This window comes from Streptomyces sp. NRRL F-5727 (genome assembly GCF_000719555.1).
Lineage (GTDB): Bacteria > Actinomycetota > Actinomycetes > Streptomycetales > Streptomycetaceae > Streptomyces.
The window spans coordinates 111,208-137,453 of record NZ_JOGX01000012.1 but is presented as its reverse complement, the minus strand read 5'-3'; the positions used below and the strand labels follow the sequence as shown (position 1 = coordinate 137,453).

Here is a 26,246-nt window from a genome sequence, read left to right as displayed (position 1 = left end):
GGCCGCAGCTCTCGGGGGAATGCCCATGTTCGTCATAGCCATCCTGCTGGTGATCGCCGCGGTGGTGCTCTGGTTCGTCGGCCGGTCGCAGGACTCGACCGGCTGGAAGCTGGGCGCCGCCGGCGCGCTGGTCGCCGGCGTCTTCTCGGTGATCGTGAGCATGACGTACGTGATCAGCGCGTACGAGGTCGGCGTGCCGGTCGCCTTCGGCAAGGTCGGGTCGCCCATGACCTCCGGCATGCACGTGAAGTCGCCGTTCACCGACGTCACCACCTTCTCCACCCGCCCGGTCGACCTCAACCTCTCCGACAAGGACGTGGTCGAGGTCCGCTCCTCGCAGGGCGGCGTCATGTACGCCGAGGTCACGGTGAAGTGGGCCGTCGTCCCGTCGAAGGCCGTCGAGCTCTACAAGCTCGCGGGCAGCGAGGACGCCATCCAGCAGCGGCTGGTCTACCCGGACAGCCGTGAGATCGTCCGTAACGTCTTCGCCCGCTACACCAGCGAGCAGGGGTACGCCTCCGACCGCGAGAAGATCAACGCCGAGATCGCGAAGCTCATCACGGAGCGCCTGGAGCCGCGCGGCATCGTCGTCACCACCGTCAACCTGCGCAACGTGCGGCCCTCGGACGCCCTCCAGGGCCAGATCGACCGCAAGATCCAGCAGCAGCAGGCCACCGAGCGGGCCCTGGAGGCGGCCCGTACCGCCAAGGCCGAGTCGGACCGGCGCCGGATCGAGGCGGAGGGCATCGCCCGCGCCAACAAGATCCTCAACGACTCGCTGACCGACAAGGTCCTGGCGAACCAGTGCATCGACGCCTTCAAGGAGGCGGCGGCGAAGAACCCGGTCTACGCGGTGCCCTGCGGCACCGGCAGCTCCGCCCCGGTGATCGTGGACGGCAGCAAGCGCTGACGCGCACGCCGAAGGGGGCCGCCCGGTCGAACCGGGCGGCCCCCTTCACGTACGTACGCGCGCGTACGGCCTGTGTACGGCTGCGCTCGCCTCGCTTACCGCGAGCGCTTCGCGAGGCGCTCCACGTCCAGCAGGATCACGGCGCGGGCCTCCAGACGCAGCCAGCCGCGCTGGGCGAAGTCGGCGAGCGCCTTGTTCACGGTCTCGCGGGAGGCGCCGACCAGCTGGGCCAGCTCCTCCTGGGTGAGGTCGTGGACGACGTGGATGCCCTCCTCCGACTGCACGCCGAAGCGGCGCGACAGGTCGAGGAGCGCGCGGGCGACGCGGCCCGGCACGTCGGAGAAGACCAGGTCGGACATCTGGTCGTTGGTCTTGCGCAGTCGGCGGGCGACGGCCCGCAGCAGCGCGCCGGCCACCTCGGGACGGGCGTTCAGCCAGGGCTGGAGGTCGCCGTGGCCGAGGCCGAGCAGCTTGACCTCGGTCAGCGCCGTCGCGGTCGCGGTGCGCGGGCCCGGGTCGAAGAGGGACAGCTCGCCGATGAGCTCGCCGGGGCCGAGGACCGCCAGCATGTTCTCCCGCCCGTCGGGGGAGGTGCGGTGCAGCTTCACCTTGCCCTCGGTGACCACGTACAGGCGGTCGCCGGGGTCGCCCTCGTGGAAGAGCGCGTCGCCACGGGCGAGCGTCACCTCACTCATCGAGGCGCGCAGCTCGGCGGCCTGCTCGTCATCGAGCGCCGCGAAGAGCGGGGCGCGCCGCAGAACGTCGTCCACGAGTTCACTCCTACTGTCGACCTGCTCACGGGACCTGAGCTCCCATGATGCCGGACGTGCCAAACAGTGCGATCAATCACAACAAGTTTGACGCACCGGACGCCATTGCCGAACGTCAGGGGCCCGATCGGGGGCCGATCGGCGGCGAGCGGGGCGGATGTCGGCCGTGGCCCCTAGGCTGGCCGGGTGTCCAACTCGCCGGTGAGAACGCAGGCCAAGGGGGCTGGAAGAGTGTCGGCCGAAGGGAATTCCGCTGTGGGCGAACGCGGCGTGTCGAAGCGGTCGAAAGGTGCGGATCGGGATGATTCCCCCCGATGGGGGGCGGCCAAGAGGGAGACCCCGACGGTGACCCGGAAGACGCCCCCGGAGAAGGCCGCCGAAACCGCCGCGCCGGCGAAGCCCACGAAGGCGCCGCAGCCCGCCGCGAAGTCGGCCCGGGCCGCGAAGAAGGCCCCGGCGAAGACCCCGGCCCCCACGAAGAAGGCCGCCGGGAAGGCGCCCGCCTCCGCGAAGAAGGCCCCTGCGAAGAAGGCCGCCGGGAAGGCGCCTGCCTCCGCGAAGACGGCCCCGGCCTCCGCGAAGAAGGCGCCTGCGAAGGTGTCCGCCTCCGCGCAGAAGGCGCCTGCGAAGGCGCCTGCCTCCGCGAAGAAGGCTCCCGCCAAGGCCCCGGCCTCCGCGCAGAAGGCGCCTGCCAAGGCCCCGGCCTCCGCGAAGAAGGCTCCCGCCAAGGTGCCCGCCTCCGCGCAGAAGGCGCCTGCCAAGGCCCCGGCCTCCGCGAAGAAGGCTCCCGCCAAGGTGCCCGCCTCCGCGAAGAAGGCTCCCGCCAAGGCGCCCGCGCCCGTGCAGCGCGCTGCCGCGCCCGCCGGGCCCGAGTCGCGGCTCGCCATGGTTCGCCGGGCGCGGCGGATCAACCGGGAGCTCGCGGAGGTGTTCCCGTACGCCCATCCGGAGCTCGACTTCCGCAACCCCTTCGAGCTGCTGGTCGCCACCGTCCTCTCCGCGCAGACCACCGACCTGCGGGTGAACCAGACGACCCCCGCGCTCTTCGCCCAGTACCCGACCCCCGAGGACCTGGCCGCCGCCGTCCCCGAGGAGGTCGAGGAGCTCATCCGCCCCACCGGCTTCTTCCGCGCCAAGACCAAGTCGATCATGGGCCTGGCCGCCGCCCTCCGCGACGACTTCGGCGGCGAGGTCCCCGGCCGCCTGGAGGACCTGGTCAAGCTCCCCGGCGTCGGCCGCAAGACCGCCTTCGTCGTCCTCGGCAACGCCTTCGGCGTCCCCGGGATCACCGTCGACACCCACTTCATGCGGCTCGCCCGCCGCTGGCGGTGGACCGCCTCCGACGACCCGGTCAAGATCGAGGCCGAGGTCGCCGAGATCTTCCCGAAGAGCGACTGGACGATGCTCTCGCACCGGGTGATCTTCCACGGCCGCCGCATCTGCCACGCCCGCAAGCCCGCCTGCGGCGCCTGCCCCATCACCCAGCTCTGCCCCGCCTACGGGGAGGGCGAGACCGACCCCGAGAAGGCCGCCAAGCTGCTCAAGTACGAGAAGGGCGGCTACCCCGGCCAGCGGCTCAACCCGCCCGCCGACTACCCCGGCCGCCCGGCCCCGCCCGCGCCCGGCGTGGCCCCGGGCGCCGTCCAGCGCCCCTCCGGGGCCGAGTGAGCCGGACGGGACCGGAACGGACCCGCGGGAACGAAGGGACACGGCGACGGCGTTGGACGACTCGGGGGTGCCCATGACGCGCACGGACGAAGAGATCTACGGCCCCGGCACCGGCGGCCTGCTGGACCGGGACGGACTGCCCGACTGGCTCGCGCCGGTCGACCGGGCCGCGCGCACGGTCGCGCCCGAGCAACTGAGCCGGTTCCTGCCGCCCGAGAGCGGCGCCGGCCGCCAGTCAGCCGTCCTGGTCCTCTTCGGCGACGGCGAGCGCGGCCCCGAGCTGCTCCTCATGGAGCGTGCCGGCAGCCTCCGCTCGCACGCCGGGCAGCCCTCCTTCCCCGGCGGCGCCCTCGACCCCGAGGACGGCGACCCGGCCGACGGCGGGCTGCTGCGGGCCGCCCTGCGCGAGGCCCAGGAGGAGACCGGCCTCGACCCGTCCGGCGTCCAGCTCTTCGGCGTCCTGCCCCGGCTCTACATCCCGGTCAGCGGCTTCGTCGTCACCCCCGTCCTCGGCTGGTGGCGCGAGCCGAGCCCGGTCGGGGTCGTCGACCCCGCCGAGACCGCTCGGGTCTTCACGGTCCCCGTGGCGGATCTCACGGACCCCGCCAACCGCGCCACCGCCGTCCACCCGGCCGGCCACGCGGGCCCCGCCTTCCTCGTCGCGTCCGCTCTGGTCTGGGGTTTCACCGCCGGAGTGATCGACCGGCTGCTGCACTTCGCCGGCTGGGAGCGCCCCTGGGACACCTCCCGTAAGGTCCCGCTCGACTGGCGGTCATGACAGGCTGGGCCCCCGGGCGACCGGAGACGAAGCGGCGACCGGAAACGAAACTGCGAGGCTGACGACCGTGAACGTGCTGGACATCCTGCTGCTGCTCGCGGCCGTGTGGTTCGCGATCATCGGCTACCGCCAGGGCTTCGTGGTCGGCGTCCTCTCGGTGATCGGCTTCCTCGGCGGCGGGCTCGTCGCCATGTGGCTGCTGCCGATCCTGTGGGACCGGCTCACCGACGAGAGCGAGGTCACCACCACGGTCACGGTGATCTTCGTGATGGCCGTCATCGTCTCCGCCTCCGTCGGCCAGGCGCTCACCACCCACCTCGGCAACAAGCTCCGCCGCCACATCACCTGGTCCCCCGCCCGAGCCCTCGACGCCACCGGCGGCGCGCTGGTCAACGTGGTCGCCATGCTCCTGGTGGCCTGGCTCATCGGCTCGGCGCTGGCCGGCACCTCGCTGCCCACCCTGGGCAAGGAGGTGCGGGGCTCCAAGGTGCTCCAGGGCGTCACGCGGGTGATGCCCGACCAGGTCGGCGCCTGGTTCGCCGACTTCAGCTCCACCCTCGCCCGCAGCGGCTTCCCGCAGGTCTTCAGTCCCTTCGCCAACGAGCCCATCACCGAGGTCCTGCCCCCCGACCCGAAGCTCGCCGGCAGCCCCGTCGCGACCCTCGCCCAGCGCTCCATCGTCAAGGTCGTCGGCACCGCCCCGAGCTGCGGCAAGGTCCTGGAGGGCACCGGCTTCGTCTTCTCCGAACGCCGGGTGATGACCAACGCGCACGTGGTCGGCGGCGTCGACGAGCCCACCGTGCAGATCGGCGGCGAGGGCCGGCTGTACGACGCCAAGGTCGTCCTCTACGACTGGCAGCGCGACATCGCCGTCCTCGACGTGCCGGACCTCCGGGCCACCCCGCTGCGCTTCACCGAGGAGCAGCAGCGCAGCGGCGACGACGCCATCGTCGCCGGCTTCCCCGAGAACGGCTCGTACGACGTCCGCTCGGCGCGCGTCCGCGGCCGGATCACCGCCGACGGCCCCGACATCTACCACCGGGGCGAGGTGCGCAGGGAGGTCTACTCGCTGTTCACGACGGTCCGCCAGGGCAACTCCGGCGGACCGCTCCTCACCGAGGACGGCACGGTCTCGGGCGTGATCTTCGCCCGCTCCCGTGACGACGCCGACACGGGGTACGCGCTGACGGTCGAGGAGATCCGCGAGGACATCGAACTCGGGCGCGCCGCCAACCAGCAGGTGGACACGGACGGCTGCGCCCTCTGACCGCTAGGCGGTGTCGCGGGGGTGGCGGAGCCGGGCCGAGACCCAGCGGGCCCGCCGCCTGAGGATGCGTGAGATCCCCACCTGCCCGCCGGGAGCGCGGCCCTCGCCCGGCGGGCCTCCCCGCTCGCGGGAGCCCGGCCCGGAGGCGGAGCGGCGGTCGCGTGCCGTGTCACCGTAGTCGTGCGTCCAGCCCATACCGGGACGTCTGCCCGGGGGCCGGGCTCGGTAACCGCTCGGGGGCCCGCCAATCGGAGTATGCGCCGGGCACATGGCCGTTCGGCGTACGCCCGTGCGGGCCGGGGCCCTTACCGGATGCGTACCCGGTCCCTGCCGGGTCCGTACCGGTGTCAGCGGTCGGGTTCGGGGTCCTTCAGCCAGTTCACCAGCTCCGTGGTGAAGGCCACCGGGTCCTCCTCGTGCGGGAAGTGCCCGAGGCCGTCGAAGAGCCGCCAGCGGTACGGGGCCTCCACGTATTCGCCCGAACCCGCCGCGCTGCGGGTGCGCATCACCGGGTCCAGCGAGCCGTGCAGGTGCAGCGTCGGCACCCGGACCGGCCGCTTCATGCGCCGGTTGAACTGGATGCCGTCGGGGCGGGCCAGCGAGCGGACCAGCCAGCGGTACGGCTCGATCGAGCAGTGCGCGGTCGAGGGGACGAGCATCGCCCGCCGGTACGCCTCGACCGCCTCCTCGTCGGCCGGGCGCGGGCCCGACCACTCCTGGATCAGACGCCCCACCAGTTCGGCGTCGTCGGCGACCAGCTGACGCTCCGGCAGCCACGGCCGCTGGAAGCCCCAGATGTGCGAGCCGGCCCGGGACTGGGCGAAGTCGGAGAGCATCGCCGACCGCCAGCGGCGCGGGTGCGGCATCGAGGAGACCACCAGCCGGCGGACCAGCTTGGGCCGCATCACGGCGGCCGTCCAGGCGAGGTAGCCGCCCAGGTCGTGGCCGACGAGCGCGGCGTCCGGCTCGCCGAGCGAGCGGACCACGCCGGTGATGTCGAGGGCCAGGTTGGCGGGGTCGTAACCGCGCGGGGTGCGGTCGCTGCCGCCGACCCCGCGCAGGTCCATCGCGACCGCCCGGAAGCCGGCCTCGGCGAGCGCCGGCAGCTGGTGGCGCCAGGTCCACCAGAACTGCGGGAAGCCGTGCAGCAGCAGCACCAGGGGGCCGTCGCCCATCTCGGCGATGTGGAAGCGGGCGCCGTTGGCCGCGACGTCACGGTGGGTCCACGGACCTTCGAGGCGTACGGGCCCGCCGCCGGGGGTGCTGCTGTCGGGGAGGGTCATACGGACGAGCGTGCCACAGACTGGGCCTTGGCCATCGTCACCTCGGCGGACGGGACACCCGCAGGACGGGGGTGCGGCTTCACGTTCTGCATGACGGCGGCGGTCTGCTTGGCGGAGGCGATGGACCTCTCCGGCGGCTTGACCTTCTTGAACTTCGAGACCGCGACCAGGCCGAGGAGGCCGGCGACGATCACGTTGAAGGCGAAGGACAGCAGGAAGCACCAGACGAGGTTCCAGCCGCCGTGGCCGTTGTGCCCGCCGGTCCAGGTGTTGATGGCGTACGCGAGCGCGAAGCTCAGCATCGGCAGCGAGAACAGCAGCACCACGGCGGCGGCGATGGCCGCGCCGCTGCCGATCGCGCCGCGCTTCACGTCCTGCCGGAGCTCCGCCTTGGCCAGGGCGATCTCGTCGTGCACCAGTGCGGACATCTCGGCGGTCGCCGAGGCGACCAGCTGGCCGAGGCTGCGCTCGGTTCCGTCGAACGGGTCGCTCATCGCTCTCCCTCTCCTCTTGTACGGTCCGAGTCTCTGTGTACGGTCCGAGTCTCTGTGTACGGTCCGCCTCAGATCATGCCGGACGGTCGGCCCCGTCGCGCGGTGCCCCCGCCAGTCGGGCGCGCTCGCGGTGTTCGGCGGCCTTCCGCGCATGGATCTCGGCCATCCGGAGGTGGTACGCCTCGGTGCCCTCCTCGTACACGTCCGGGATGCCGTCCTCGTCCTCGTCCCGCTCCTCCTCGGCCACCAGCAGCTGGTACTTCCGCACGCGCAGCTTGAGCAGGACCGAGGCGCAGGCCGCGGCGATCAGCGAGCCCATCAGGACCGCCGCCTTCACCTCGTCGGTGAGGGCCGCGTCGCCCTCGAAGGCGAGCTCGCCGATGAGGAGGGAGACGGTGAAGCCGATCCCGGCGAGGGTCGCGACGGCGAAGACGTCCGGCCAGGACAGCTGGGGGTTGAGCTCCGCCCTGGTGAAGCGGGCGGCCAGCCAGGTGCCGCCGAAGATGCCGACGGCCTTGCCGACGACCAGGCCCAGGACCACGCCGAGGGTGACGGGCTGGGTGAACACGTCCCGGAGCGCCTCGCTGGACATGGTCACGCCGGCCGAGAAGAGCGCGAAGAGCGGCACGGCGAGGCCGGCGGAGAGGGGCCGGACCAGGTGCTCGATGTGCTCGCCGGGGGAGTGCTCCTCGCCCTCGAGGGTGGTACAGCGGAGCATCAGGCCCATGGCGACGCCGGCGATGGTGGCGTGGACGCCGCTGTTGTACATCAGGGCCCAGATCACCAGGGCCAGCGGGACGTACACGTACCAGCCGCGGACCTCCTTGCGGAGCAGGAACCAGAAGAGGACGAGGCCGGCGAAGGCGCCGCCGAGGGCGGCGAAGTTCAGGTCGCTGGTGAAGAAGACCGCGATGATCAGGATCGCGAAGAGGTCGTCGACGACGGCGAGGGTGAGGAGGAAGGCGCGCAGCGCGGAGGGGAGCGAGGTGCCGATGACGGCGAGGACGGCGAGCGCGAAGGCGATGTCGGTGGCGGTGGGCACCGCCCAGCCGTCCATGGAGCCGCCGCCGACGGCGTTGACCACGACGTAGACGAGGGCCGGCGTGGCCATGCCGCAGACCGCCGCGACGACGGGGAGGGCCGCGGCCTTGGGGTCGCGCAGCTCACCGGCGACCAGTTCCCGCTTGAGCTCGATGCCGGCGACGAAGAAGAAGATCGCGAGAAGGCCGTCGGCGGCCCAGTGCTCGATCGAGAGGTCGAGGCCGAGCGAGGCGGGGCCTATGTGGAAGCCGGAGACCGACTCGTAGCTGCCGGGGAGGACGTTGGCCCAGACGAGCGCCGTCACGGCGGCGACGAGCAGCAGGACACCGCCGACGGTCTCGGTGCGCAGGGCGTCGGTGAGGTGGCGGCGCTCGGGGAGGGAGAGCCGGCCGAGGAACGTGCGGTCGGTGGACACGAGGAGCCTCCGGTCGGGTGGGCAGCACACAGCACATGCCGACCAGACTTCCCGGCGCACCTAGGTCTTTCTGTCGCGTTCCTGACGCGATCCTTACTTTACCTAACGAGCCCGAGGTGTGTCCGGCGAGGATCACTTTAGGGAGATACGTGGCATTCGGCGCGGCGGCGGGGGGCGCGCAAAGGCCCGCCCCGGGGCGTCGGGGCGGGCCTTTGCTGCTGCGGTGGTGCCGTCAGTCCTCGCTGGGTGCGGCCGGCAGCTTGGTCTGGATGAGCGACATAACGGACGAATCGGTCAGCGTGGTGACATCGCCCAGCTCACGGTTCTCCGCCACGTCGCGCAGCAGTCGGCGCATGATCTTGCCGGAGCGGGTCTTCGGCAGCTCGGCCACCGGGAGGATCCGCTTGGGCTTGGCGATCGGGCCGAGGGTGGCGCCGACGTGGTTGCGCAGCTCGGCGACGAGGGCCTCGTCCTCGCTGGCGGTGCCGCGCAGGATCACGAAGGCGACGATCGCCTGGCCGGTGGTCTCGTCGGCGGCGCCGACGACGGCCGCCTCGGCCACCGACGGGTGGGAGACGAGCGCCGACTCGACCTCGGTGGTCGAGATGTTGTGGCCGGAGACGAGCATGACGTCGTCGACGCGGCCGAGCAGCCAGATGTCGCCGTCGTCGTCCTTCTTGGCGCCGTCGCCGGCGAAGTACCGTCCTTCGAAGCGGGACCAGTAGGTGTCGATGAAGCGCTGGTCGTCGCCCCAGATGGTGCGGAGCATCGACGGCCACGGCTCGGTGAGCACCAGGTAGCCGCCGCCGCCGTTCGGCACCTCGTTCGCCTCGTCGTCGACGACGGTGGCGGAGATGCCGGGGAGCGGGCGCTGGGCGGAGCCGGGCTTGGTCTCGGTGACGCCGGGGAGCGGGCTGATCATCATCGCGCCCGTCTCGGTCTGCCACCAGGTGTCCACGATCGGGCACCTGTCGGCGCCGATGTGCTTGCGGTACCAGATCCACGCCTCGGGGTTGATCGGCTCGCCGACCGAGCCGAGCACCCGGAGGCTGGTGAGGTCGAACTTGGCGGGGATGTCGTCGCCCCACTTCATGAACGTGCGGATCAGCGTCGGCGCCGTGTAGAGGATGGTGACGCCGTACTTCTGCACGATCTCGAAGACCCGGCCCTGGTGCGGGGTGTCCGGGGTGCCCTCGTACATGACCTGCGTGGCGCCGTTGGCCAGCGGGCCGTAGACGATGTACGAGTGGCCGGTGACCCAGCCGATGTCGGCGGTGCACCAGTAGACGTCGGTCTCCGGCTTGAGGTCGAAGACGGCGTGATGGGTGTACGCGGCCTGGGTGAGGTAGCCGCCGGAGGTGTGCAGGATGCCCTTCGGCTTCCCCGTGGTGCCCGAGGTGTACAGGATGAAGAGCGGCTGCTCGGCCGGGAACGCCTCCGGGGTGTGCTCGGCGGACTGGCGCTCGACGAGCTCGTGCCACCACACGTCCCGGCCCTCGGTGAAGGCCGTGTCCTGGCCGGTGCGGCGGACCACCAGGACGTGCTCGACGGTCGGGCACTTGGCGACGGCCTCGTCGATGGCGGGCTTGAGGGCGGACGGCTTGCCGCGGCGGTAGCCGCCGTCGGCGGTCACGACCACCTTGGCGTCGGCGTCCTGGATACGGGAGGCCACGGCGTCGGCGGAGAAGCCGCCGAAGACGACCGAGTGGGCGGCGCCGACGCGGGCGCAGGCCAGCATCGTGATCGCGGCCTCGGGGATCATCGGCAGGTAGACGGCGACCCGGTCGCCCTTGCGGACGCCCAGCTCGGTGAGGGCGTTGGCGGCCTTGGAGACCTCGTCCTTGAGCTCGGCGTAGGTGATCGCGCGGCTGTCGCCCGGCTCGCCCTCGAAGTGGATGGCGACCCGGTCGCCGTGGCCGGCCTCGACGTGCCGGTCGACGCAGTTGTACGCCACGTTGAGCTCGCCGTCGGCGAACCACTTGGCGAACGGCGGGTTCGACCAGTCGAGGGTCTCGGTCGGCTCGGTGGCCCAGGTCAGGCGCCTGGCCTGCTCGGCCCAGAAGCCCAGCCTGTCCGCCTCGGCCTGCTCGTACGCCTCCGCCGTCACGTTGGCGTGCGCGGCCAGCTCGGCGGGCGGCGCGAAGCGGCGCTCTTCCCGGAGCAGATTGGCCAGGCTCTCGTTGCTCACGACATCTCCCTTTCCCAGGGCGTCCTCTGTGCGTATGTGTCCCGCGTCATACCTCATCAGCCCGAGGCCCCGGGTGACAAGAGGCTCCGGGCAATTGGTTTAGACCTGTGAGTGTCCTGACGGCGGTGGCCCCTTCGTCCCGAGCGGAGGGAGAAGGGGCCACACACTCTCACGGAGGCGGGACGGGAAAGGTTCAGGACGCGCGGGCGGTCAGGGCCGTCGGCGGGACGCTGTCGAACACGTCGTCGTAGCCGCGCACCTCGTCCCCGGAGAGCAGATACGCCTGCGCCTCGCCCACGTGGAAGTACATCCCGTGCAGGGTGAGGCTGCCGTCCGCGAGCCGCCGCGCCACCGACTCGTACGCCCGCAGGTGCTCCAGCTGCTGGACGACGTTGGTGAGGCACAGCTGCTCCACCGCGTCCGCCGGCAGCCGTCCGGCGATCCGCGCCCACGCGTGACGGCGGCTCGCCATCCGCTCCAGGCTCGGTCTGCCGTGCCGCAGCCAGCGGCGCAGCGGGGTGGCCGGCTCGTCGGGACCGGCGCCGAGCAGCGCCTGCATGGCGCCGCAGCCGGAGTGGCCGCACACGGTGATCGACTGCACCCGCAGCACGTCCACCGCGTACTCGATCGCCGCCGCGACCGAGTCGTCCCCGCTCTCCTCGCCGGGCAGCGGCACCAGATTGCCGACGTTGCGCACGGTGAAGAGGTCGCCCGGGCCGCTGGACGTGATCATGCTGGTGACCAGCCGGGAGTCGGCGCAGGTGAGGAAGAGCTGCGAAGGTGTCTGGCCCTCCCGGGCCAGCCGGGCCAGCTCGTCCCGGACCAGCGGCGCGGTGTTCCGCTGGAACTTGCCGATGCCGTGCGCCAGCTGATGGGCCGTCGGGCGCGCCGGCTCCTCGGTCGCGGGGGCGGGCGGCGGCGCGGGCTGCTCGGCGCACTGGTGGTTGTGCCAGGGCGTCCAGGGGCGGCAGCAGACGTCCTCCGGTCCCGGGTGCGGGGCGGAGCCCGTACCGGGGGCTGTGCCGGGGTCGGCGTCCGGCTCGGCGGTGTGGGCGGCGGGGGAGCCGGTGATACGGCCTCCGGTGGGGCCGGTCAGCTCGACCGTCCCGCCATGGGCCAGATGCCCGGCGGTCCAGTCGTTCAGCGTCTCGTACGCGGCGTGGTCCATGAACGAGCCGTCCAGCTCCACGGTCACGTCCGAGCCCGCGGGGATCTGGTGCAGCGCCCGGCTCAGCCGCGGCACCGCGAGGAAGGTCAACTGGCCGCGCACCCGCAGCAGGTGGCGCCCGTCCCGGTCCTCCCGGGTGATCCGGGTCCGGGTCAGCCGGTGCAGCGCGACCGCGACCGCGACGGCGATGCCGAGGGCGACGCCCTCCAGGAGGCCGACCAGGACGACCCCGGTCAGCGTCACCGCGTACACCACGACCTCGCGGTGCCGGGTGACCGTGCGGATGTGGGTGATGCTCACCATCTGGACGCCGACCACCATCACGAGCGCGGCGAGGGCGGCCAGCGGGATCAGGTCGATCGCGGGCACCAGGAACAGCGCGGCCAGCACGATCCACAGGCCGTGCAGCATGGTGGAGGCGCGGCTGACCGCGCCCGCCGTCACGTTGGCCACGCTGCGGACCGCGACCCCGGCGACCGGGAGGCCGCCGAGCGCTCCGGAGACCATGTTGGCCGCGCCCTGGCCGGCCAGCTCGCGGTCGAGGTCGGAGCGCGGGACACCCCGGCCCCGGTCCGGGCGGGCGGCGGCGAGCTTGTCGACGGCGACGGCGGAGAGCAGCGACTGCACGCTGGTGACCAGCGTGATGGTCAGGACGCCGGCGGCGATCCCGAGGACCGGCCCGTCGGGCAGCCCCGGCAGCGCGTGGCTGCTCCAGGACGGCAGGTCGACCCGGGGCACGCGGAACCCGGCGGCCACCGCGAGAAGGGTCGCGCCGGCGACGGCGACCAGCGCGGCCGGCACCTTGCGCGCCCAGGCGCCCGCTCTGCCCGGCAGTCGGGGCCAGCCGAGCAGGACGGCGACGGTCAGCGCGCTGATCGCGAGCGAGGCCGGGCCGACGTCCGCCAACTGGGCGGGAAGTCCGAGGGCGTTGGCCACCGCGGAGCTCTGCGGGGTGCCGCCGAGGACGATGTGGAGCTGGGCCAGGGCGATGGTCACGCCGATGCCGGCCACCATGCCGTGCACGATGGCGGGCGAGACCATGAGCGCCGAGCGGGCCACCTTCAGGGTGGCGAGGCCGATCTGGGCGAGGCCGGCGAGGACCGTGATGGCGCAGGTGGTGCGCCAGCCGTACCGCTGGATCAGCTCGGCGGTGACGACGGTGAGGCCGGCGGCGGGTCCGCTCACCTGGAGCGGGGAGCCGCCGAGACGGCCGGCGACCAGACCGCCGACGGCGGCGGCGACCAGTCCGGCCTGGAGCGGGGCTCCGGTGGCGAGGGCGATGCCGAGCGAGAGCGGCAGCGCGATCAGGAAGACGGCGATCGACGCGGAGACGTCCGCGCCGGCGGGGCGGAAGCGGCGGCCGCCTCCGGGCGGGCTGTGGGGCCGCTGGGTGCGGGGCCGGTTGGGCGTGCGGGCAGGGGTGCAGAGGGTCATCCGGTCTCCTCCGGGCCGAACGGGTACCTCAACTCTGAGTAAACGAATCGTAATGCAGAGTAAAGTCTCCGGCATTATTTTCGGGGCAAACAGGGCAATGGTTCACCGGTTCCGGTGAATGGAGGGCGTATTGCCGCTTGTCGTTTCATCGCTCCGGCGGCTCGGGTGCGAGGTTGACGCCGCTCGGCCGTCACGGCGGGGCAGCCCCGTCGGAGAAGAGAGGTGGCGGATGTCAGCCGCTGTGCGAGGAAGTACGTTCCGGAGGAAGGCGCTGGCCGCCGGCGCCCTCACCGTCGCCCTGATCGGCGGGCTGGCCGGCTGCTCGGAGCCGTCCTCCTCCGGCCCCGGCACCAAGGGCGCCCCCGGCTCCGGCGCCGGCGCCGCGAAGAAGGGCCCCGCCGCCGCGCCGGAGAACCCGGTCCGGCTGATCGGCGACGGCTCCACCGCCTACACCGGCGCCCAGCCTCACCAGCCGACCTGGACGAAGCTCAAGCCGGGCGAGGCCCCGCCGCAGTTCGTCGTCTTCTCCTGGGACGGCGCCGGCGAGGACAGCCAGAAGCTCTTCTCGCACTTCCGGAAGGTCGCCAAGAAGTACGACGCGACCATGACGTACTTCCTCAGCGGCGTGTACCTCCTGCCGGAGGAGAAGCGGGAGCTCTACGACCCGCCGAAGCACTCCGCGGGCCGCTCCGACATCGGCTTCAACGACACCGAGGGCATCCGCGACACCGTCCGCGAACTGCGCGGCGCGTGGCTGGAGGGCAACGAGATCGGCACCCACTTCAACGGGCACTTCTGCGGCGCCCAGGGTGGCGTCGGCACCTGGTCCGTGGAGGAGTGGAAGAGCGAGATCCGGCAGGCCAAGTCCTTCGTCAAGAACTGGAAGACCAACGCGGGGCTGCAAAACGAGCAGCCGCTCCCCTTCGACTACGACAAGGAGCTCGTCGGCGCCCGCACGCCCTGCCTCGAAGGCCGCGCGAACTTCGTGAAGGCGGCCTCCGAGCTCGGCTTCCGCTACGACACCAGCGGTGTCAACGACCAGATCTGGCCGAAGAAGGACCAGGGCGTCTGGGACCTGTCCATGCACCTCGTCCCGGTCCCGGGCCGCGCCTTCCAGACCCTGTCCATGGACTACAACTTCCTGGTCAACCAGTCGCCCGGCACGACGCAGGGCGACCCCGGCATGCACCGCTACTGGGGCGACCAGATGCGGGACGGCCTGGTCCAGGCGTTCGAGCGCTCGTACCGGGGGAACCGGGCGCCGGTCATCATCGGCAACCACTTCGAGTCCTGGAACGGCGGCACCTACATGCGCGCCATCGAGGAGACCATCGCCACGGTCTGCGTCCAGAAGGACGTCAGGTGCGTCTCCTTCCGCCAGCTCGCGGACTGGCTCGACGCCCAGGACCCCGCCGTCATCGCCAAGATGCGCACCCTGAAGGTGGGCGAGGCCCCCGCCGGCGGCTGGCCCGCCTTCCTGTCCCCCCAGCCGGCACCCCCGGCACCCCCGGCGGCCGAGCCGGCCGCCCGGAGCTGACGCAGCCGCCCCCGAGCACGGCCGCCGCCGGACTGATCCCGGCGGCGGCCCGTCGCCTGGCGGTCACGGCGGCGCCGCGGGTCGCTCCTGCGCCGCGGGTCGCTCCCGCGGCGGTCGTCAGTGGGCGGTCGCGGCGCTGGGTTCGCCGAGGACGAAGTCGGGGTCGACCTGCGCCGCCAGGTCGGCCCCGGTCTTGGCGTTGCCCCAGCTCTCCGCGTTGCGGAGGTGGAAGTGGACCATCTGGCTCGTGTAGCGCTGCCAGTCGCGGTGCTCGTACGTGTCGTCCGCCGCCTCCCGCAGGGTCCGCAGGGCGCGGTGGTTCTCCGGCTCCAGCTCCTCGAAGCGCGGCGGCCGGCCCTTCTCCATCGCGCGCACCCAGTCCGAGTGGCCGACCGTGACGAGCAGGTCCTCCCCGACCTCCTGGCGCAGGAAGTCCAGGTCGTCCGGGCCCTGCACCTTGTTGCCGACGACCTTCAGCGCGACGCCGAAGTCCCGCGCGTACTCCTTGTACTGGCGGTACACCGACACACCCTTGCGGGTCGGCTCGGCGACCAGGAAGGTCATGTCGAAGCGGGTGAACATGCCCGACGCGAACGAGTCCGAGCCCGCCGTCATGTCGACGACCACGTACTCCCCGGCCCCGTCCACCAGGTGGTTGAGGCACAGCTCCACCGCCCCGACCTTCGAGTGGTAGCAGGCCACCCCGAGGTCCGCCTCGGTGAACGGACCCGTCGCCATCAGCCGCACCTCGCCGGGATCCAGCCGGACCGACCGCGCGCACGCCTCGTACACCGGGTTCTCCTCCCGGACCCGCAGCAGCCGCGAACCCTCCCCGGGCGGCGTCGTCTTGATCATCGTCTCGGCCGAGACGATCCGCGGATTGCCGCCGCGCAGGTACTCCTTGATGAGCGGCAGATGCGCCCCCATTGCGGGCAGCGCGGCCGCCTCCGCCTCGGAGAGGCCGAGCGCGGCCCCCAGGTGCTGGTTGATGTCCGCGTCGACGGCGACGACGGGCGACTCGATGGCGGCGAGGTGGCGGACGAAGAGCGAGGACAGCGTCGTCTTGCCGCTGCCGCCCTTCCCGACGAAAGCGATCTTCATGTTCACCTAGCGTAGTGGCATGAACGCGCTTAGTGGTCAAGCTCTATGAAGAAGACCACTCCATCGTGGGGCGAGCCCCGGGGGCGCGTAGCCTCCTTACCTATGAGTACGCACGCCTCTGACCCCTTGGCCGCCCTCGGCACCCTGCCGGGCGTCGCCGACGCGGTGGACTCCGTACGCAAGGCCGTCGACCGGGTCTACGGCCACCGTGTGATGCGCCGCCGCAGCAACGAGATCGCCCACGAGGCTGCGCTCCGCGGCGCCCGCGGCTCGGCCGCGCTGGCCGGCGCCGACTGGGCCCTGGAGGAGGTCCGCCGCCGGACCGACTTCAGCGCCGACCCCGAGGCCCGCACCGTCGGCGCCGCCCTCCGGCTGAGCGCCGAGGCAGGCGAACTCCTCTCCATCTGGCGCCAGTCGCCGCTCCGGGTGCTGGCCCGGCTGCACCTGGTCGCCGCGGGCGAGCACGAGGACTCGACGGGCCGCCCGAGGCAGGCCGGCGAGGCCGTGACCGAGCCGCTGATCGAGGCCCCTCTGCCCAGCCCCGACGAGGTCGCCGCCCGCCTCGACGGCCTCGCGGAACTCGTCGTCGCGGGCAGCGAGGCCCCGGCGCTGGTCGTCGCCGCCGTCGTCCACGGCGAACTGCTCGCCCTGCGTCCCTTCACCTCGCACAACGGCCTCGTCGCCCGGACCGCGGAGCGGATCGTGCTGGAGGGCAGCGGCCTCGACCCGAAGGGCATCTGCCCCGCCGAGGTCGGCCACGCGGAGCAGGGCCGGGCCGCCTACGCGGCCGCCTTCGAGGGGTATCTGACCGGCACCCCGGAGGGTGTCGGCGCGTGGATCACGCACTGTGGGCGCGCGGTGGAACTCGGCGTCCGGGAGTCGACCGCGGTCTGCGAGGCGCTCCAGCGCGGCGCGGCCTGAGAACGTCCCCGGACATGGGTTGCGGCGGTACCAGAAATCAGTACCGCCGCTGGCACGTCCACCCAGTTACCAAGCGTCCTCGATATGTGCCCATCAGGCGGGGTACTTTGCCCTTCGCCTGGTGCGGCTGGCCCGTAATCGACGGGTCGACGTCGCGTGGGTGCCAGGTTTTTGTGCGTCAGGTCCGTGGGGCCTTGATGCTCAACAGGTGATCCTCTCGGATGTCCCAGGTCTCGCGGGCCTGATTCCTTTCTACTCCTCTCCGCCGGTAAGCGAAAGTGGTGGATCCGCTTCTTTGCGCTCTTTCCGGACCGGGTGAAACCGGGGCGAGCGGTCAGGGCCCGGCGAGGGCGGCCGCCGCCGTGGCCCGGTGACGCCGGCGGGTCGCGTACCAGACCAGTCCCGCGGTGGCCGCCGCCGCACCCACCGCCGCCACGGCCATGAGCGCCGGACGGGGCGGCATCCGGAACTCCGGCAGTCGCTGCTTCAGCCGCACCGGACGGTCGAAGGCCAGCACCGGCCACTCCCGGGCGACCGCCTCGCGGCGCAGCGTCCGGTCCGGGTTGACCGCGTACGGGTGTCCGACCGCCTCCAGCATCGGGATGTCGGTCGCCGAGTCGCTGTAGGCGTAGCAGCGGGACAGGTCGTACCCCTCCGACTTGGCCAGCTCGCGGACCGCCTCGGCCTTGGTCGGGCCGTAGGCGTAGTACTCCACCTCGCCGGTGAAGCACCCGTCCTCGCCGACCACCATCCGGGTGGCGACGACCCGGTCCGCCCCGAGCATCTCCCCGATCGGCTCGACCACCTCGGCGCCGGAGGTGGACACGATCACGACGTCGCGGCCGGCGGCGTGGTGCCCCTCGATGAGGGAGGCGGCCTCGTCGTAGATGATCGGGTCGATCAGGTCGTGCAGGGTCTCGGCGACGAGTTCCCTGACCTGGGCCACGTTCCAGCCTTTGCAGAGCGCGGAAAGGTATTCGCGCATCCGCTCCATCTGGTCGTGATCGGCCCCGCCGACGAGGAACACGAACTGGATGTAGGCCGTCCGCAGGGCGGCGCGGCGGCTGATCAGTCCGCCCCGGTAGAAGGACTTGCTGAAGGTCAGCGTCGATGACTTCGCAATGACCGTCTTGTCCAGGTCAAAGAAGGCGGCTGTGCGCGGCAAGGAGTGGTTTTCCACAACGCTGAGCATAGGTGCCCGCCATTCGGCGTACGCTGGGGCGCGTGGGTTTGCCTGAGAAGGCTCTCGGGTACACCATGGAAGTCACGGATCGTTCGCGACCGTGCTAACCCGGACCGGCTCCTCCCCCCCCGAGTCGGCCGGAGAGACGACCCCCGCTCTCCCCCCCGGCGGGGGTCGTCGCATGTCCGGACCCGTTTTCACTCGCTGAGCCATCGCTCGCTCCCCTCTCTCATGTCGTCGTGCGGCCGGCCGCCCCCGGACCGCCGAGCACTCCATTCGTCACTCACAGTAGCCGGTGGGCTGCGTTCCGGGCAGTCCTCGGACGGGTGGTCGAGATATTCACAGGCGGGGGATTGTCCACAGTTTTTCGGTGGTCTCCGCACGATTTCCCCGGCGGCCTCACCGTGATTCCCGTCGCGAAGTTCGCGGCAGGCCGGAATCACGAGAGGGGTGTGCGCGATGCAGGAGTCGATGGCCTCCCGCACAGGTCGAGCGGAGCACGAGGACGTGGCGCGGGGTGGGGAAGGAGTGCGCGGGCCCGGCCCGCTGATCGTCACCGAGGACGTCGTCCTCCTCGACGATCTGCTGCGGCTGTGCGCCGCGGCCGGCGTCGAGCCGGAGGTGCACCACCGGGTTCCCGAGCGGCGGGCGAGCTGGACCGATCCCCCGCTCGTCCTGGTGGGAGAGGACGCGGCGGCCCGCTGCCGGGGCGCCACGCGCCGGCCCGGAGTCGTCCTCGTGGGGCGCGCCCAGGACGATCCGGCGGTGTGGCGGCTCGCCGTCGAGGTCGGCGCCGACAGCGTCCTGCGGCTGCCGGGCGCCGAGTCCGTGCTCGTCGACCGGATCGCGGACGCCGCCGAGGGCGTCGGCCGGACGGCGCTGACCGTCGGCGTCGTCGGCGGGCGGGGCGGGGCCGGTGCCTCCACCCTCGCCTGCGGGCTCGCGCTCGCCGCCGCCCGCACCGGCCGGCGGACCCTGCTCGTCGACGGCGACCCGCTGGGCGGTGGGCTCGACGTGCTCCTCGGCGCGGAGCGGGAGGAGGGGTGCCGGTGGGGCGACTTCGCCGCGTCGAAGGGCCGGCTCGCCGGCGGCGCCCTGGAGGAGTCGCTGCCCGCGGCCCGGGGGGTGCGGGTGCTCAGCTGGGGCCGGGAGCCCACCGGGGCGGTGCCGCCCGACGCGGTCCGGTCCGTGCTCGCTGCGGCCCGCCGCCGGGGCGGGGTCGTGGTGGTCGATCTGCCGCGCGCCGTCGACGAGGCCGGGACCGAGGCCCTGGCCCAGCTCGACCTCGGCCTCCTCGTCGTCCCCGGCGAGCTGCGGGCGGTCGCGGCCGCCCACCGGATCACCGACACCCTCTCCCTGCTCGTGCGCGACCTCCGGGCCGTGGTCCGGGGGCCGTACGCGGCGGGGCTCGACGAGCGCTGGGTCGCCGACGCGCTGCGGCTGCCGCTCGCCGGCGAACTCCCCTACGACCCCGGCATCGTGACGGACCAGGACACGGGCGCCCCGCCGGGAGCCCAGCCCCGCGGACCGCTCGGCCGCTTCTGCGCCGCCTTCTGGGAGCGCGCGCTGCCCGCCGGGGGTGCGGCATGACGGGGACGGGCGCGGTGGAGACCGGGACGACGACCGTCCCGCAGGGGGCCGGACCGGCCGTGCGTGCGGGCGGCGCCGGACTGCTCGACGCCGTGCGGCAGCGGCTCGCGGCGAGCGGCGCCGAGCCGACCCCGGCCCGGGTGGCGGCCGCCCTGCGGGCCCAGGGCCGGCTGCTGGGGGACGCCGAGGTGCTGGGCGCCGCCGAGGAGCTGCGCTGCGAACTGACCGGCGCGGGACCGCTGGAGGCCCTGCTCGCCGATCCCGACGTCACCGACGTGCTCGTCTCGGCGCCCGACCGGGTGTGGGTCGACCGGGGCGCCGGCCTGGAGCGGGCGCCCGTCGTCTTCGCCGACGCCGCCGCCGTGCGCAGGCTCGCCCAGCGGCTGGCGGCGGTGGCCGGGCGGCGCCTCGACGACGCCCGGCCCTGGGTGGACGCGCGGCTGCCCGACGGCACCCGCATGCACGCGGTCCTGCCGCCCGTCGCCGTCGGCTCCACCTGCCTCTCGCTGCGCGTGATGCGCCCGCGGGCCTTCACCCTGGAGGAGCTGACCGCGGCCGGGACCGTGCCGCCCGGCGGCGACCGGGTCCTGCGCGCGCTGATCGAGGCCCGGGTGTCCTACCTGGTCAGCGGAGGCACCGGCACGGGCAAGACGACGCTCCTCGCGGCCCTGCTCGGACTGGTCGGGGAGCGGGAGCGGATCGTCCTCGCCGAGGACTCGGCCGAGCTCCGTCCGGACCACCCCCATGTGGTGCGCCTGGAGGCCAGGCCGCCGAACCAGGAGGGCGCCGGGCTGGTCACCCTCCGGGACCTGGTCCGCCAGGCGCTGCGGATGCGGCCCGACCGGCTGGTGGTCGGCGAGGTCCGCGGCGGTGAGGCCGTCGATCTCCTGGCGGCCCTGAACACCGGCCACGAGGGCGGCTCGGGGACTCTTCACGCCAACACCGCGACCGACGTGCCGGCCCGGCTGGAGGCGCTCGGCACGGCCGCCGGGCTCGACCGGGCCGCCCTGCACAGCCAGTTGGGCGCCGGACTGTCCGCCGTGCTGCACCTGGTGCGGGACCGGGACGGGCGGCGCCGGATCGCCGAGATCCATGTGCTGGAGCGGGACCGGGCCGGTCTGGTGCGGACGGTGCCCGCGCTCCGCTGGGGCCCGGACGGGTTCGGGCGGGAGCGGGGCTGGCCCCGGCTGCGCGCACTGGTCGGAGGTGCCCCGTGACGGCCGCGTGGTTCTCCGTGCTCTGTCTCCTCGCGGGCGGCCTGCTCGTCCTGCGGCAGGAGGGGGAGCGCCGCAGGGCCGCGCGGCGGGCGGGGGTCCTGCTCCTCGGGCCGGGCGCGGCGTACGGGGGCGGGGGCGTCGGCCGGGAGGCCGTGGCGCGCTGGTGGGCGACGGCCCGGGGGCGGCCCGAGTGGCTGTGCCTGCCGGCCGCCGGGCTGGTCGCGCTCGCGGGGGAGTCGCCGCTGCCGCTGGCGGCCGGGGCGCTGGCGGTCCCGCTGGTGCGGCGCCGGCTCCGGGCGGCCCGTCGGCGTGAGGAGCGCGAGGCGCTGGCCGGGCGGGTGGTGGCGCTGTGCGAGGCCGCCGGCGGGGAGCTGAGGGCCGGCCGGCAGCCGGGTCCGGCGCTCGCCTACGCGGCCCGCCGCTCCGGCGCCCTCGGCCCGGAGGAGGCGCGGGTGCTCGGCGCGGTCGGCTTCGGCGGCGACGTGCCGGAGGCCCTGCGGGCAGCCGCCCGGCGGGAGGGCGCCGAGGGGCTCGCGGGCCTGGCGGCCTGCTGGCAGGTGGCCGTCGACAGCGGGGCGGGGCTGGCCGCCGGGCTGGACCGGCTGGAGGCGGCCCTGCGCGAGCGGCACGAGCGGCGTGAGGGGCTGCGGGCCGAACTGGCCGGAGCCTGGGCGACGGTGGCCGTGCTCGCCGCCCTCCCGCTGGCCGGGCTGGGCATGGGCGCCGCTCTCGGCGCGGAGCCGTTGCGGATCCTGCTCCACACCCCCGCCGGAGGGATCTGTCTCCTCGTGGGCTGCGGACTGGAGGCGGCCGGGTTGTGGTGGGCCGCGCGGATCGTGCGGGGAGGAGGCGGCGATGTGGAGTGAACTGGTGCGAGCCGCACCGCTGTTGCTTCTGGCGGGCTGGCTGCTCGGCCGGGCCTGGCGCCGGCTGGAGCGGGCGCGACGGGCCCGCGGCACCCGGCGGCGCCTCGGCGGCCTGTCGCCGGCCGGGCGGGGCGGGCGGCTCGGGAGCCCGTCCGTCCCGCGGAGGGTGCGAGGGGCCAGGGCGCGACTGGCGGGCTCGCTGCGGGAGGTGCCGGGGCCGGTGCGCGCCGCGGTCGTCGGAGGCGTGCTCGCCGCGGGCCTGGTCCTCGGCTGGCCGGCGGCCCTCGTGGCGGGCGCGGGCGGTGTGCTCGGCGCCCGGTGGTGGACACGGCGGACAGCGGCCTCCAGGGTGCCGCCCGACGAACGGGAGGCGGTGCGCCGACTGCCCGAGGCGGCCGATCTGCTGGCGGCCTGCACGTCCGCCGGGGCCGGGCCGGCGGAGGCCGCGGAGGCCGTGGGGCGGTCGATGGGCGGACCGCTCGGCGAGCGGCTGCTGCGGACCGCCGCCGAACTGCGGCTCGGCGGCGAACCGGCCGAGGTGTGGGGGAGGTTCGGCGCGATACCGGGAGCCGAGGGGCTCGCCCGCTGCATGGAGCGGGCCGGCGCCTCCGGGGCGCCCGCAGCCGACGCGGTCGCCCGGCACGCGGCCGGACTGCGGGCGGCGAGCGCCCGCGCCGCCGCCGCGCGGGCCCGCCGGGCCCAGGTCCTGATCAGCGCGCCCGTGGGGCTGTGCTTCCTGCCTGCGTTCCTCGCGGTCGGGGTGGCCCCGGTGGTGATCGGCCTGGCGTCGGGCCTGCTCGGCGACTGACACACGACACGCATGACACGTGCGGCACACACGACACACACGACACGCACGACACCGAAGGGAAGAGAACGACATGGGGAAGACGTACGAGCGGGTGCGGAAGGCGCTGGGGGCGTTCTGGGCCACCCGGCGGGCGGCGCTGCGGACCGACACCGGGATGAGCACCGTCGAGTACGCGCTGGGCCTGCTCACGGCGGCGGGCGTCGCGGTGATGTTCTACAAGGTCATGACGGGCGGGAGCGTCTCGGGCGCCCTGGAGGCGATGGTCACGAAGGCGCTCGATGCGCCGTTCTGACGCGGACCGGGCGCGGGCGCGGGCTGAGGCTCGGGACCGTGGCTCGGTGACGGTGGAGGCGGCGATCGTACTGCCGGTGCTCGCGCTCTTCGCGATGGCGCTGCTGTGGGCGCTGGCCGCGTCCGCCGCACAGATCCGGTGCGTGGACGCGGCCAGGGCCGGGGCGCGGGCGGCCGCCCGTTCGGAGCCCGCGGCGGCCGTCACGGCCGCCGCCCGGGCCGCCGCGCCCGAGGGTGCCCGGGTGGCGGTGGCGCGGGAGGGAGACCTGTGGCGGGTGACGGTGGAGGCGGCCGCGCCGGGACCGGGCGGCCTGGGCGTGACCCTGCGGGCCGGAGCGGCGGCGCTCGCCGAGGACGTGGCGGGAGGAGGTGGCCCGGCGTGAGCCGTGGACGGGGAGACGGCGACCGGGGCGTCCGGGACGGAGGAGGCCGGGGCGGCGGGGACGGCGATCGGGGTGCGGCGACCGTGTGGACGGCGTTCGCGGCCTGTGCGCTGTGTGTGGTCTTCGGGGCGGTGCTGGCGCTCGGGCAGGCGGTGGCCGTCCGGCACCGGGCGGGCGGTGCCGCCGACCTCGCGGCCCTCGCCGCCGCGGACCGGGCTCTGTGGGGCGAACAGGTGGCGTGCGCGGCGGCCGTCCGGGTCGCCGCCGCGCACGGGGCCGAGCTGGTGAGGTGCGGGGTGGCCGGCGGGGAGGCGGAGGTGACGGCGCGGGTGGTCCGGGGACCCTGGGCCCCGGCCGTCAGGGCGCGGGCGGGGCCTGCCTCGGCGGTGCCTCCGCCGCCTGGGCCTCTGCCACTGGTGCCTCCGCCGCCGGGGACTCCGTCTTCTCCGGTGCCTCTCGGAGGAGTTCCGTGAGGAGGCGGACGGCGCCTCGTTTGTGGAGGGGGTCGTTGCCGTTGCCGCACTTGGGGGACTGGATGCAGGACGGGCAGCCGGTCTCGCACTCGCAGGAGGCGATCGCCTCGCGGGTGGCGGCGAGCCAGGCCCGGGCGGTGTGGAAGGCGCGCTCGGCGAACCCGGCGCCGCCCGGGTGCCCGTCGTACACGAAGACGGTCGGCAGCAGGGTGTCCGGGTGGAGCGGGACCGAGACGCCGCCGATGTCCCAGCGGTCGCAGGTGGCGAAGAGCGGCAGCATGCCGATGGAGGCGTGCTCGGCGGCGTGCAGGGCGCCGCCGAGGATCTCCGGGTTGATCCGGGCGGCGTCGAGCTGGTCCTCGGTGACCGTCCACCACACGGCCCGGGTGCGCAGGGTGCGGGGCGGCAGGTCGAGCTTGGTCTCTCCCAGCACCTCGCCCGTGATCAGCCGGCGGCGCAGGAAGGAGACGACCTGGTTGGTGACCTCGACGGAGCCGTAGCAGAGACGCCCCGAGCCCCAGGGGACCTCGGTGTCGGTCTCCAGGACGCGGATGGAGGTGGTGTCGCGGGCGGTGGTCGAGTACGGCGGGACGGCCTCCTCGACGAGGGCGACGGAGTCCTCCAGGTCCAGCTTCCTGACCAGGTAGGTGCGGCCCTGGTGGAGGTGGACGGCGCCTTCGTGGACGGCGGTGTGGGAGGCGGCCTCGTCGACCGTGCCGAGGAGCCGGCCGGTGCCCTCCTCGACGATCCGGACCGGGCTGCCGCCCCCGCCCCGGATGTCGGCGAGGTCGGCGGCCCGCTCGCGGCGGGTCCAGTACCAGCCGCCGGCGCGGCGGCGCAGCAGCCCGGCCGCCTCCAGCTGGGGCATCAGGCCGGGGGCGGCGGGGCCGAAGAGGGCGAGATCGGCCTCGGTGAGGGGGAGTTCGGAGGCGGCGGCGCAGAGATGGGGGGCGAGGACGTAGGGGTTGTCGGGGTCCAGGACGGTCGACTCGACCGGCTGGTCGAAGATCGCCTCGGGGTGGTGGACGAGGAAGGTGTCCAGCGGGTCGTCACGGGCGATCATCACGGCGAGGGCGCCCTCGCCGGAGCGGCCCGCCCGGCCCGCCTGCTGCCACAGCGAGGCCCGGGTGCCGGGATAGCCGGCGATGAGGACGGCGTCGAGGCCGGAGACGTCCACGCCCAGTTCCAGGGCGGTGGTGGCGGCGAGGCCGAGGAGCTCCCCGGAGTGCAGGGCCCGCTCCAGGGCACGCCGCTCCTCGGGGAGGTAGCCGCCGCGGTAGGCGGCGACCCGCCGGGCGAGGGCCCGGTCGGTCTCGGCGAGCCGTTCCTGGGCGATCACCGAGATCAGCTCGGCGCCGCGCCGGGAGCGGACGAAGGCGACCGAGCGGACGCCCTGCCGGGTGAGGTCGGTGAGCAGGTCGGCGGTCTCGGCGGTGGCGCTGCGGCGGACCGGCGCCCCGCGCTCGCCGTGCAGCTCGGTGAGGGGCGGCTCCCACAGGGCGAAGAGCAGTTCGCCGCGCGGGGAGGCGTCGTCGGAGACCTCGGTGACGGGGAGGCCGGTGAGCCTGCCGGCGGCGCGGGCCGGGTCGGCGGAGGTGGCGGAGGCGAGCAGGAAGACCGGCTCGGAGCCGTACCGGGCGCAGATCCGGCGCAGCCGGCGCAGGACCTGGGCGACGTGGGAGCCGAAGACGCCCCGGTAGGTGTGGCACTCGTCGATGACGACATAGCGCAGCGAGCGCAGGAAGGAGGACCACCTGGGGTGGGACGGGAGGATGCCCCGGTGCAGCATGTCGGGGTTGGTGAGGACGTAGTTCGCGTACTGGCGGACCCATTCGCGTTCCTCGACCGGGGTGTCGCCGTCGTAGACGGCGGGCCGGATCCGGTTGCCGAGCGGGGCGGCGAGCTCGCGGACGGCCCGGCGCTGGTCGGCGGCGAGGGCCTTGGTGGGGGAGAGGTAGAGGGCGGTCGCCCCGCGTCCGTTCGCGGCCTCCGCGCCGTCGAGGAGGGTGGAGAGGACGGGGGTGAGGTAGGCGAGCGACTTGCCCGAGGCGGTGCCGGTGGCGATCACCACGGACTCGCCGTCGAGGGCGTGCTCGGCGGCCTCGGCCTGGTGGGCCCAGGGGTGCTCGATCCCGGCGGCCTGGACGGCGGCGATCACCTCGGAGCGGATGCGGTCCGGCCAGACGGCATGACGGCCCGCCCGGGCGGGCATGTGCTCCATATGAGTGATGCGCGCGGCCCGGCTCTCGCCGGAGGTGAGCCGTTCCAGGACCCGGTGCGGGGAAGGGCGGCTGCCCGTGTCCCCGGCGGGTCGAGCGGTGCGCTGATTCTTGGCCATCGGCACCGAGTGTGTCACCGGCGTGACGGACAATGCTTCCAAGGCGTCGTGCATGGCTGCTGGTAAGTGATTGAATGCCATCGCGGCTGGCGATTCGTTCTCCGACTCCGCCCGGGAGA

General features: G+C 73.8%; 23 protein-coding genes. 13 read left to right on the top strand and 10 right to left on the bottom strand.

What is annotated here, in order from left to right:
* The first annotated feature begins 25 nt into the window (after positions 1-25).
* Positions 26-910: a prohibitin family protein gene (locus tag IF73_RS0112215; RefSeq protein ID WP_031006610.1), complete on the top strand. Its 885-nt coding sequence runs from the start codon at positions 26-28 to the stop codon at positions 908-910.
* A 95-nt stretch (positions 911-1,005) separates the two neighbouring features.
* On the opposite strand, the gene IF73_RS0112210 is transcribed toward IF73_RS0112215, so the two are convergent.
* On the bottom strand, positions 1,006-1,680 hold the full coding sequence (locus tag IF73_RS0112210; protein WP_030495802.1) for a Crp/Fnr family transcriptional regulator: 675 nt from the start codon (positions 1,678-1,680) through the stop codon (positions 1,006-1,008).
* A gap of 597 nt (positions 1,681-2,277) precedes the next feature.
* Between IF73_RS0112210 and nth the strand changes: the two genes are divergently transcribed.
* The 3 genes from nth to IF73_RS0112190 all read left to right on the top strand — a co-directional run bounded on the left by nth (position 2,278) and on the right by IF73_RS0112190 (position 5,393).
* Positions 2,278-3,348, top strand: coding sequence for an endonuclease III (gene nth / locus IF73_RS0112200; RefSeq protein WP_078868031.1), 1,071 nt, complete (start codon positions 2,278-2,280; stop codon positions 3,346-3,348).
* A gap of 73 nt (positions 3,349-3,421) precedes the next feature.
* Positions 3,422-4,126 carry an NUDIX hydrolase gene (locus tag IF73_RS0112195; RefSeq protein WP_031006604.1) on the top strand — a complete coding sequence of 235 codons (705 nt, stop codon included), beginning with the start codon at positions 3,422-3,424 and terminating at the stop codon, positions 4,124-4,126.
* Positions 4,127-4,193: 67 nt separating this feature from the next.
* Positions 4,194-5,393 carry a MarP family serine protease gene (locus IF73_RS0112190; protein ID WP_031006602.1) on the top strand — a complete coding sequence of 400 codons (1,200 nt, stop codon included), beginning with the start codon at positions 4,194-4,196 and terminating at the stop codon, positions 5,391-5,393.
* A 3-nt stretch (positions 5,394-5,396) separates the two neighbouring features.
* Here IF73_RS0112190 and IF73_RS41960 read toward each other — a convergent pair whose 3' ends face one another.
* The 6 genes from IF73_RS41960 to IF73_RS0112160 all read right to left on the bottom strand — a co-directional run bounded on the left by IF73_RS41960 (position 5,397) and on the right by IF73_RS0112160 (position 13,416).
* The gene (locus IF73_RS41960; protein ID WP_031006600.1) at positions 5,397-5,588 is read right to left on the bottom strand and encodes a hypothetical protein; all 192 of its coding nucleotides are present in this window, start codon (positions 5,586-5,588) and stop codon (positions 5,397-5,399) included.
* A 152-nt stretch (positions 5,589-5,740) separates the two neighbouring features.
* Entirely contained in the window at positions 5,741-6,676 is a 936-nt protein-coding gene (locus IF73_RS0112180) for an alpha/beta fold hydrolase (RefSeq protein ID WP_031006598.1), read from the bottom strand.
* Positions 6,673-7,170 (bottom strand): phage holin family protein, encoded by a 498-nt coding sequence (locus IF73_RS0112175; protein WP_031006589.1) that lies wholly within the window; start codon positions 7,168-7,170, stop codon positions 6,673-6,675. Before IF73_RS0112175 ends, IF73_RS0112180 begins: the two co-directional genes overlap by 4 nt.
* A gap of 73 nt (positions 7,171-7,243) precedes the next feature.
* Positions 7,244-8,626, bottom strand: a complete 1,383-nt coding sequence (nhaA, locus tag IF73_RS0112170) for a Na+/H+ antiporter NhaA (protein WP_031006587.1) — start codon at positions 8,624-8,626, stop codon at positions 7,244-7,246.
* A 232-nt stretch (positions 8,627-8,858) separates the two neighbouring features.
* Positions 8,859-10,871 carry an acetate--CoA ligase gene (acs, locus tag IF73_RS0112165; protein ID WP_078868030.1) on the bottom strand — a complete coding sequence of 671 codons (2,013 nt, stop codon included), beginning with the start codon at positions 10,869-10,871 and terminating at the stop codon, positions 8,859-8,861.
* Positions 10,872-11,007: 136 nt separating this feature from the next.
* Positions 11,008-13,416 carry a SulP family inorganic anion transporter gene (locus IF73_RS0112160; protein WP_031006583.1) on the bottom strand — a complete coding sequence of 803 codons (2,409 nt, stop codon included), beginning with the start codon at positions 13,414-13,416 and terminating at the stop codon, positions 11,008-11,010.
* 229 nt (positions 13,417-13,645) lie between these two features.
* Here IF73_RS0112160 and IF73_RS0112155 point away from each other — a divergent pair, with 229 nt between their 5' ends.
* Positions 13,646-14,953 carry a hypothetical protein gene (locus IF73_RS0112155; RefSeq protein ID WP_031006581.1) on the top strand — a complete coding sequence of 436 codons (1,308 nt, stop codon included), beginning with the start codon at positions 13,646-13,648 and terminating at the stop codon, positions 14,951-14,953.
* 117 nt (positions 14,954-15,070) lie between these two features.
* On the opposite strand, the gene IF73_RS0112150 is transcribed toward IF73_RS0112155, so the two are convergent.
* The gene (locus tag IF73_RS0112150; protein WP_031006578.1) at positions 15,071-16,054 is read right to left on the bottom strand and encodes an ATP-binding protein; all 984 of its coding nucleotides are present in this window, start codon (positions 16,052-16,054) and stop codon (positions 15,071-15,073) included.
* A gap of 102 nt (positions 16,055-16,156) precedes the next feature.
* On the opposite strand from IF73_RS0112150, the gene IF73_RS0112145 reads away from it, so the two are divergent.
* Complete coding sequence (locus IF73_RS0112145; RefSeq protein WP_031006576.1) at positions 16,157-16,975, top strand: Fic family protein; 819 nt, start codon at positions 16,157-16,159, stop codon at positions 16,973-16,975.
* A 334-nt stretch (positions 16,976-17,309) separates the two neighbouring features.
* Here IF73_RS0112145 and IF73_RS0112140 read toward each other — a convergent pair whose 3' ends face one another.
* Positions 17,310-18,167: an HAD family hydrolase gene (locus IF73_RS0112140; protein ID WP_031006574.1), complete on the bottom strand. Its 858-nt coding sequence runs from the start codon at positions 18,165-18,167 to the stop codon at positions 17,310-17,312.
* A 462-nt stretch (positions 18,168-18,629) separates the two neighbouring features.
* Here IF73_RS0112140 and ssd point away from each other — a divergent pair, with 462 nt between their 5' ends.
* From ssd to IF73_RS39475, 7 genes are all read left to right on the top strand, one after another.
* Positions 18,630-19,748 carry a septum site-determining protein Ssd gene (gene ssd, locus IF73_RS0112135; protein WP_051716715.1) on the top strand — a complete coding sequence of 373 codons (1,119 nt, stop codon included), beginning with the start codon at positions 18,630-18,632 and terminating at the stop codon, positions 19,746-19,748.
* Positions 19,745-20,965, top strand: a complete 1,221-nt coding sequence (locus IF73_RS0112130; RefSeq protein ID WP_234338215.1) for a TadA family conjugal transfer-associated ATPase — start codon at positions 19,745-19,747, stop codon at positions 20,963-20,965. The genes ssd and IF73_RS0112130 overlap by 4 nt, the downstream gene beginning before the upstream one ends.
* Positions 20,962-21,831 carry a type II secretion system F family protein gene (locus IF73_RS37605; RefSeq protein WP_037878969.1) on the top strand — a complete coding sequence of 290 codons (870 nt, stop codon included), beginning with the start codon at positions 20,962-20,964 and terminating at the stop codon, positions 21,829-21,831. The genes IF73_RS0112130 and IF73_RS37605 overlap by 4 nt, the downstream gene beginning before the upstream one ends.
* Positions 21,821-22,639, top strand: a complete 819-nt coding sequence (locus IF73_RS0112120) for a type II secretion system F family protein (RefSeq protein WP_051716694.1) — start codon at positions 21,821-21,823, stop codon at positions 22,637-22,639. Before IF73_RS37605 ends, IF73_RS0112120 begins: the two co-directional genes overlap by 11 nt.
* A gap of 73 nt (positions 22,640-22,712) precedes the next feature.
* Positions 22,713-22,934, top strand: coding sequence for a DUF4244 domain-containing protein (locus IF73_RS0112115; protein WP_031006561.1), 222 nt, complete (start codon positions 22,713-22,715; stop codon positions 22,932-22,934).
* Complete coding sequence (locus IF73_RS0112110; RefSeq protein WP_051716693.1) at positions 22,921-23,316, top strand: TadE family type IV pilus minor pilin; 396 nt, start codon at positions 22,921-22,923, stop codon at positions 23,314-23,316. The genes IF73_RS0112115 and IF73_RS0112110 overlap by 14 nt, the downstream gene beginning before the upstream one ends.
* A complete protein-coding gene (locus IF73_RS39475; RefSeq protein ID WP_420706551.1) occupies positions 23,202-23,789 on the top strand; it encodes an Rv3654c family TadE-like protein in 588 nt (195 codons plus the stop codon). Before IF73_RS0112110 ends, IF73_RS39475 begins: the two co-directional genes overlap by 115 nt.
* Here IF73_RS39475 and IF73_RS0112105 read toward each other — a convergent pair.
* Entirely contained in the window at positions 23,674-26,181 is a 2,508-nt protein-coding gene (locus IF73_RS0112105; protein ID WP_051716692.1) for a DEAD/DEAH box helicase, read from the bottom strand. The genes IF73_RS39475 and IF73_RS0112105 overlap by 116 nt on opposite strands.
* Between the last annotated feature and the right edge of the window lie 65 nt (positions 26,182-26,246).

Bases quoted from the DNA above. Each gene is read 5' to 3' on its own strand.
- IF73_RS0112150 (WP_031006578.1), bottom strand. From the start codon at position 16,054: ATGAAGATCGCTTTCGTCGGGAAGGGCGGCAGCGGCAAGACGACGCTG.
- IF73_RS0112215 (WP_031006610.1), top strand. From the start codon at position 26: ATGTTCGTCATAGCCATCCTGCTGGTGATCGCCGCGGTGGTGCTCTGG.
- IF73_RS0112155 (WP_031006581.1), top strand. From the start codon at position 13,646: ATGTCAGCCGCTGTGCGAGGAAGTACGTTCCGGAGGAAGGCGCTGGCC.
- IF73_RS0112175 (WP_031006589.1), bottom strand. From the start codon at position 7,170: ATGAGCGACCCGTTCGACGGAACCGAGCGCAGCCTCGGCCAGCTGGTC.
- IF73_RS41960 (WP_031006600.1), bottom strand. From the start codon at position 5,588: ATGGGCTGGACGCACGACTACGGTGACACGGCACGCGACCGCCGCTCC.
- IF73_RS0112110 (WP_051716693.1), top strand. From the start codon at position 22,921: ATGCGCCGTTCTGACGCGGACCGGGCGCGGGCGCGGGCTGAGGCTCGG.
- IF73_RS0112180 (WP_031006598.1), bottom strand. From the start codon at position 6,676: ATGACCCTCCCCGACAGCAGCACCCCCGGCGGCGGGCCCGTACGCCTC.
- IF73_RS0112145 (WP_031006576.1), top strand. From the start codon at position 16,157: ATGAGTACGCACGCCTCTGACCCCTTGGCCGCCCTCGGCACCCTGCCG.
- IF73_RS0112195 (WP_031006604.1), top strand. From the start codon at position 3,422: ATGACGCGCACGGACGAAGAGATCTACGGCCCCGGCACCGGCGGCCTG.
- acs (WP_078868030.1), bottom strand. From the start codon at position 10,871: ATGAGGTATGACGCGGGACACATACGCACAGAGGACGCCCTGGGAAAG.
- IF73_RS0112130 (WP_234338215.1), top strand. From the start codon at position 19,745: ATGACGGGGACGGGCGCGGTGGAGACCGGGACGACGACCGTCCCGCAG.
- IF73_RS0112120 (WP_051716694.1), top strand. From the start codon at position 21,821: ATGTGGAGTGAACTGGTGCGAGCCGCACCGCTGTTGCTTCTGGCGGGC.
- IF73_RS0112160 (WP_031006583.1), bottom strand. From the start codon at position 13,416: ATGACCCTCTGCACCCCTGCCCGCACGCCCAACCGGCCCCGCACCCAG.
- IF73_RS0112105 (WP_051716692.1), bottom strand. From the start codon at position 26,181: ATGCACGACGCCTTGGAAGCATTGTCCGTCACGCCGGTGACACACTCG.
- IF73_RS0112115 (WP_031006561.1), top strand. From the start codon at position 22,713: ATGGGGAAGACGTACGAGCGGGTGCGGAAGGCGCTGGGGGCGTTCTGG.
- ssd (WP_051716715.1), top strand. From the start codon at position 18,630: ATGGCCTCCCGCACAGGTCGAGCGGAGCACGAGGACGTGGCGCGGGGT.
- IF73_RS0112140 (WP_031006574.1), bottom strand. From the start codon at position 18,167: ATGCTCAGCGTTGTGGAAAACCACTCCTTGCCGCGCACAGCCGCCTTC.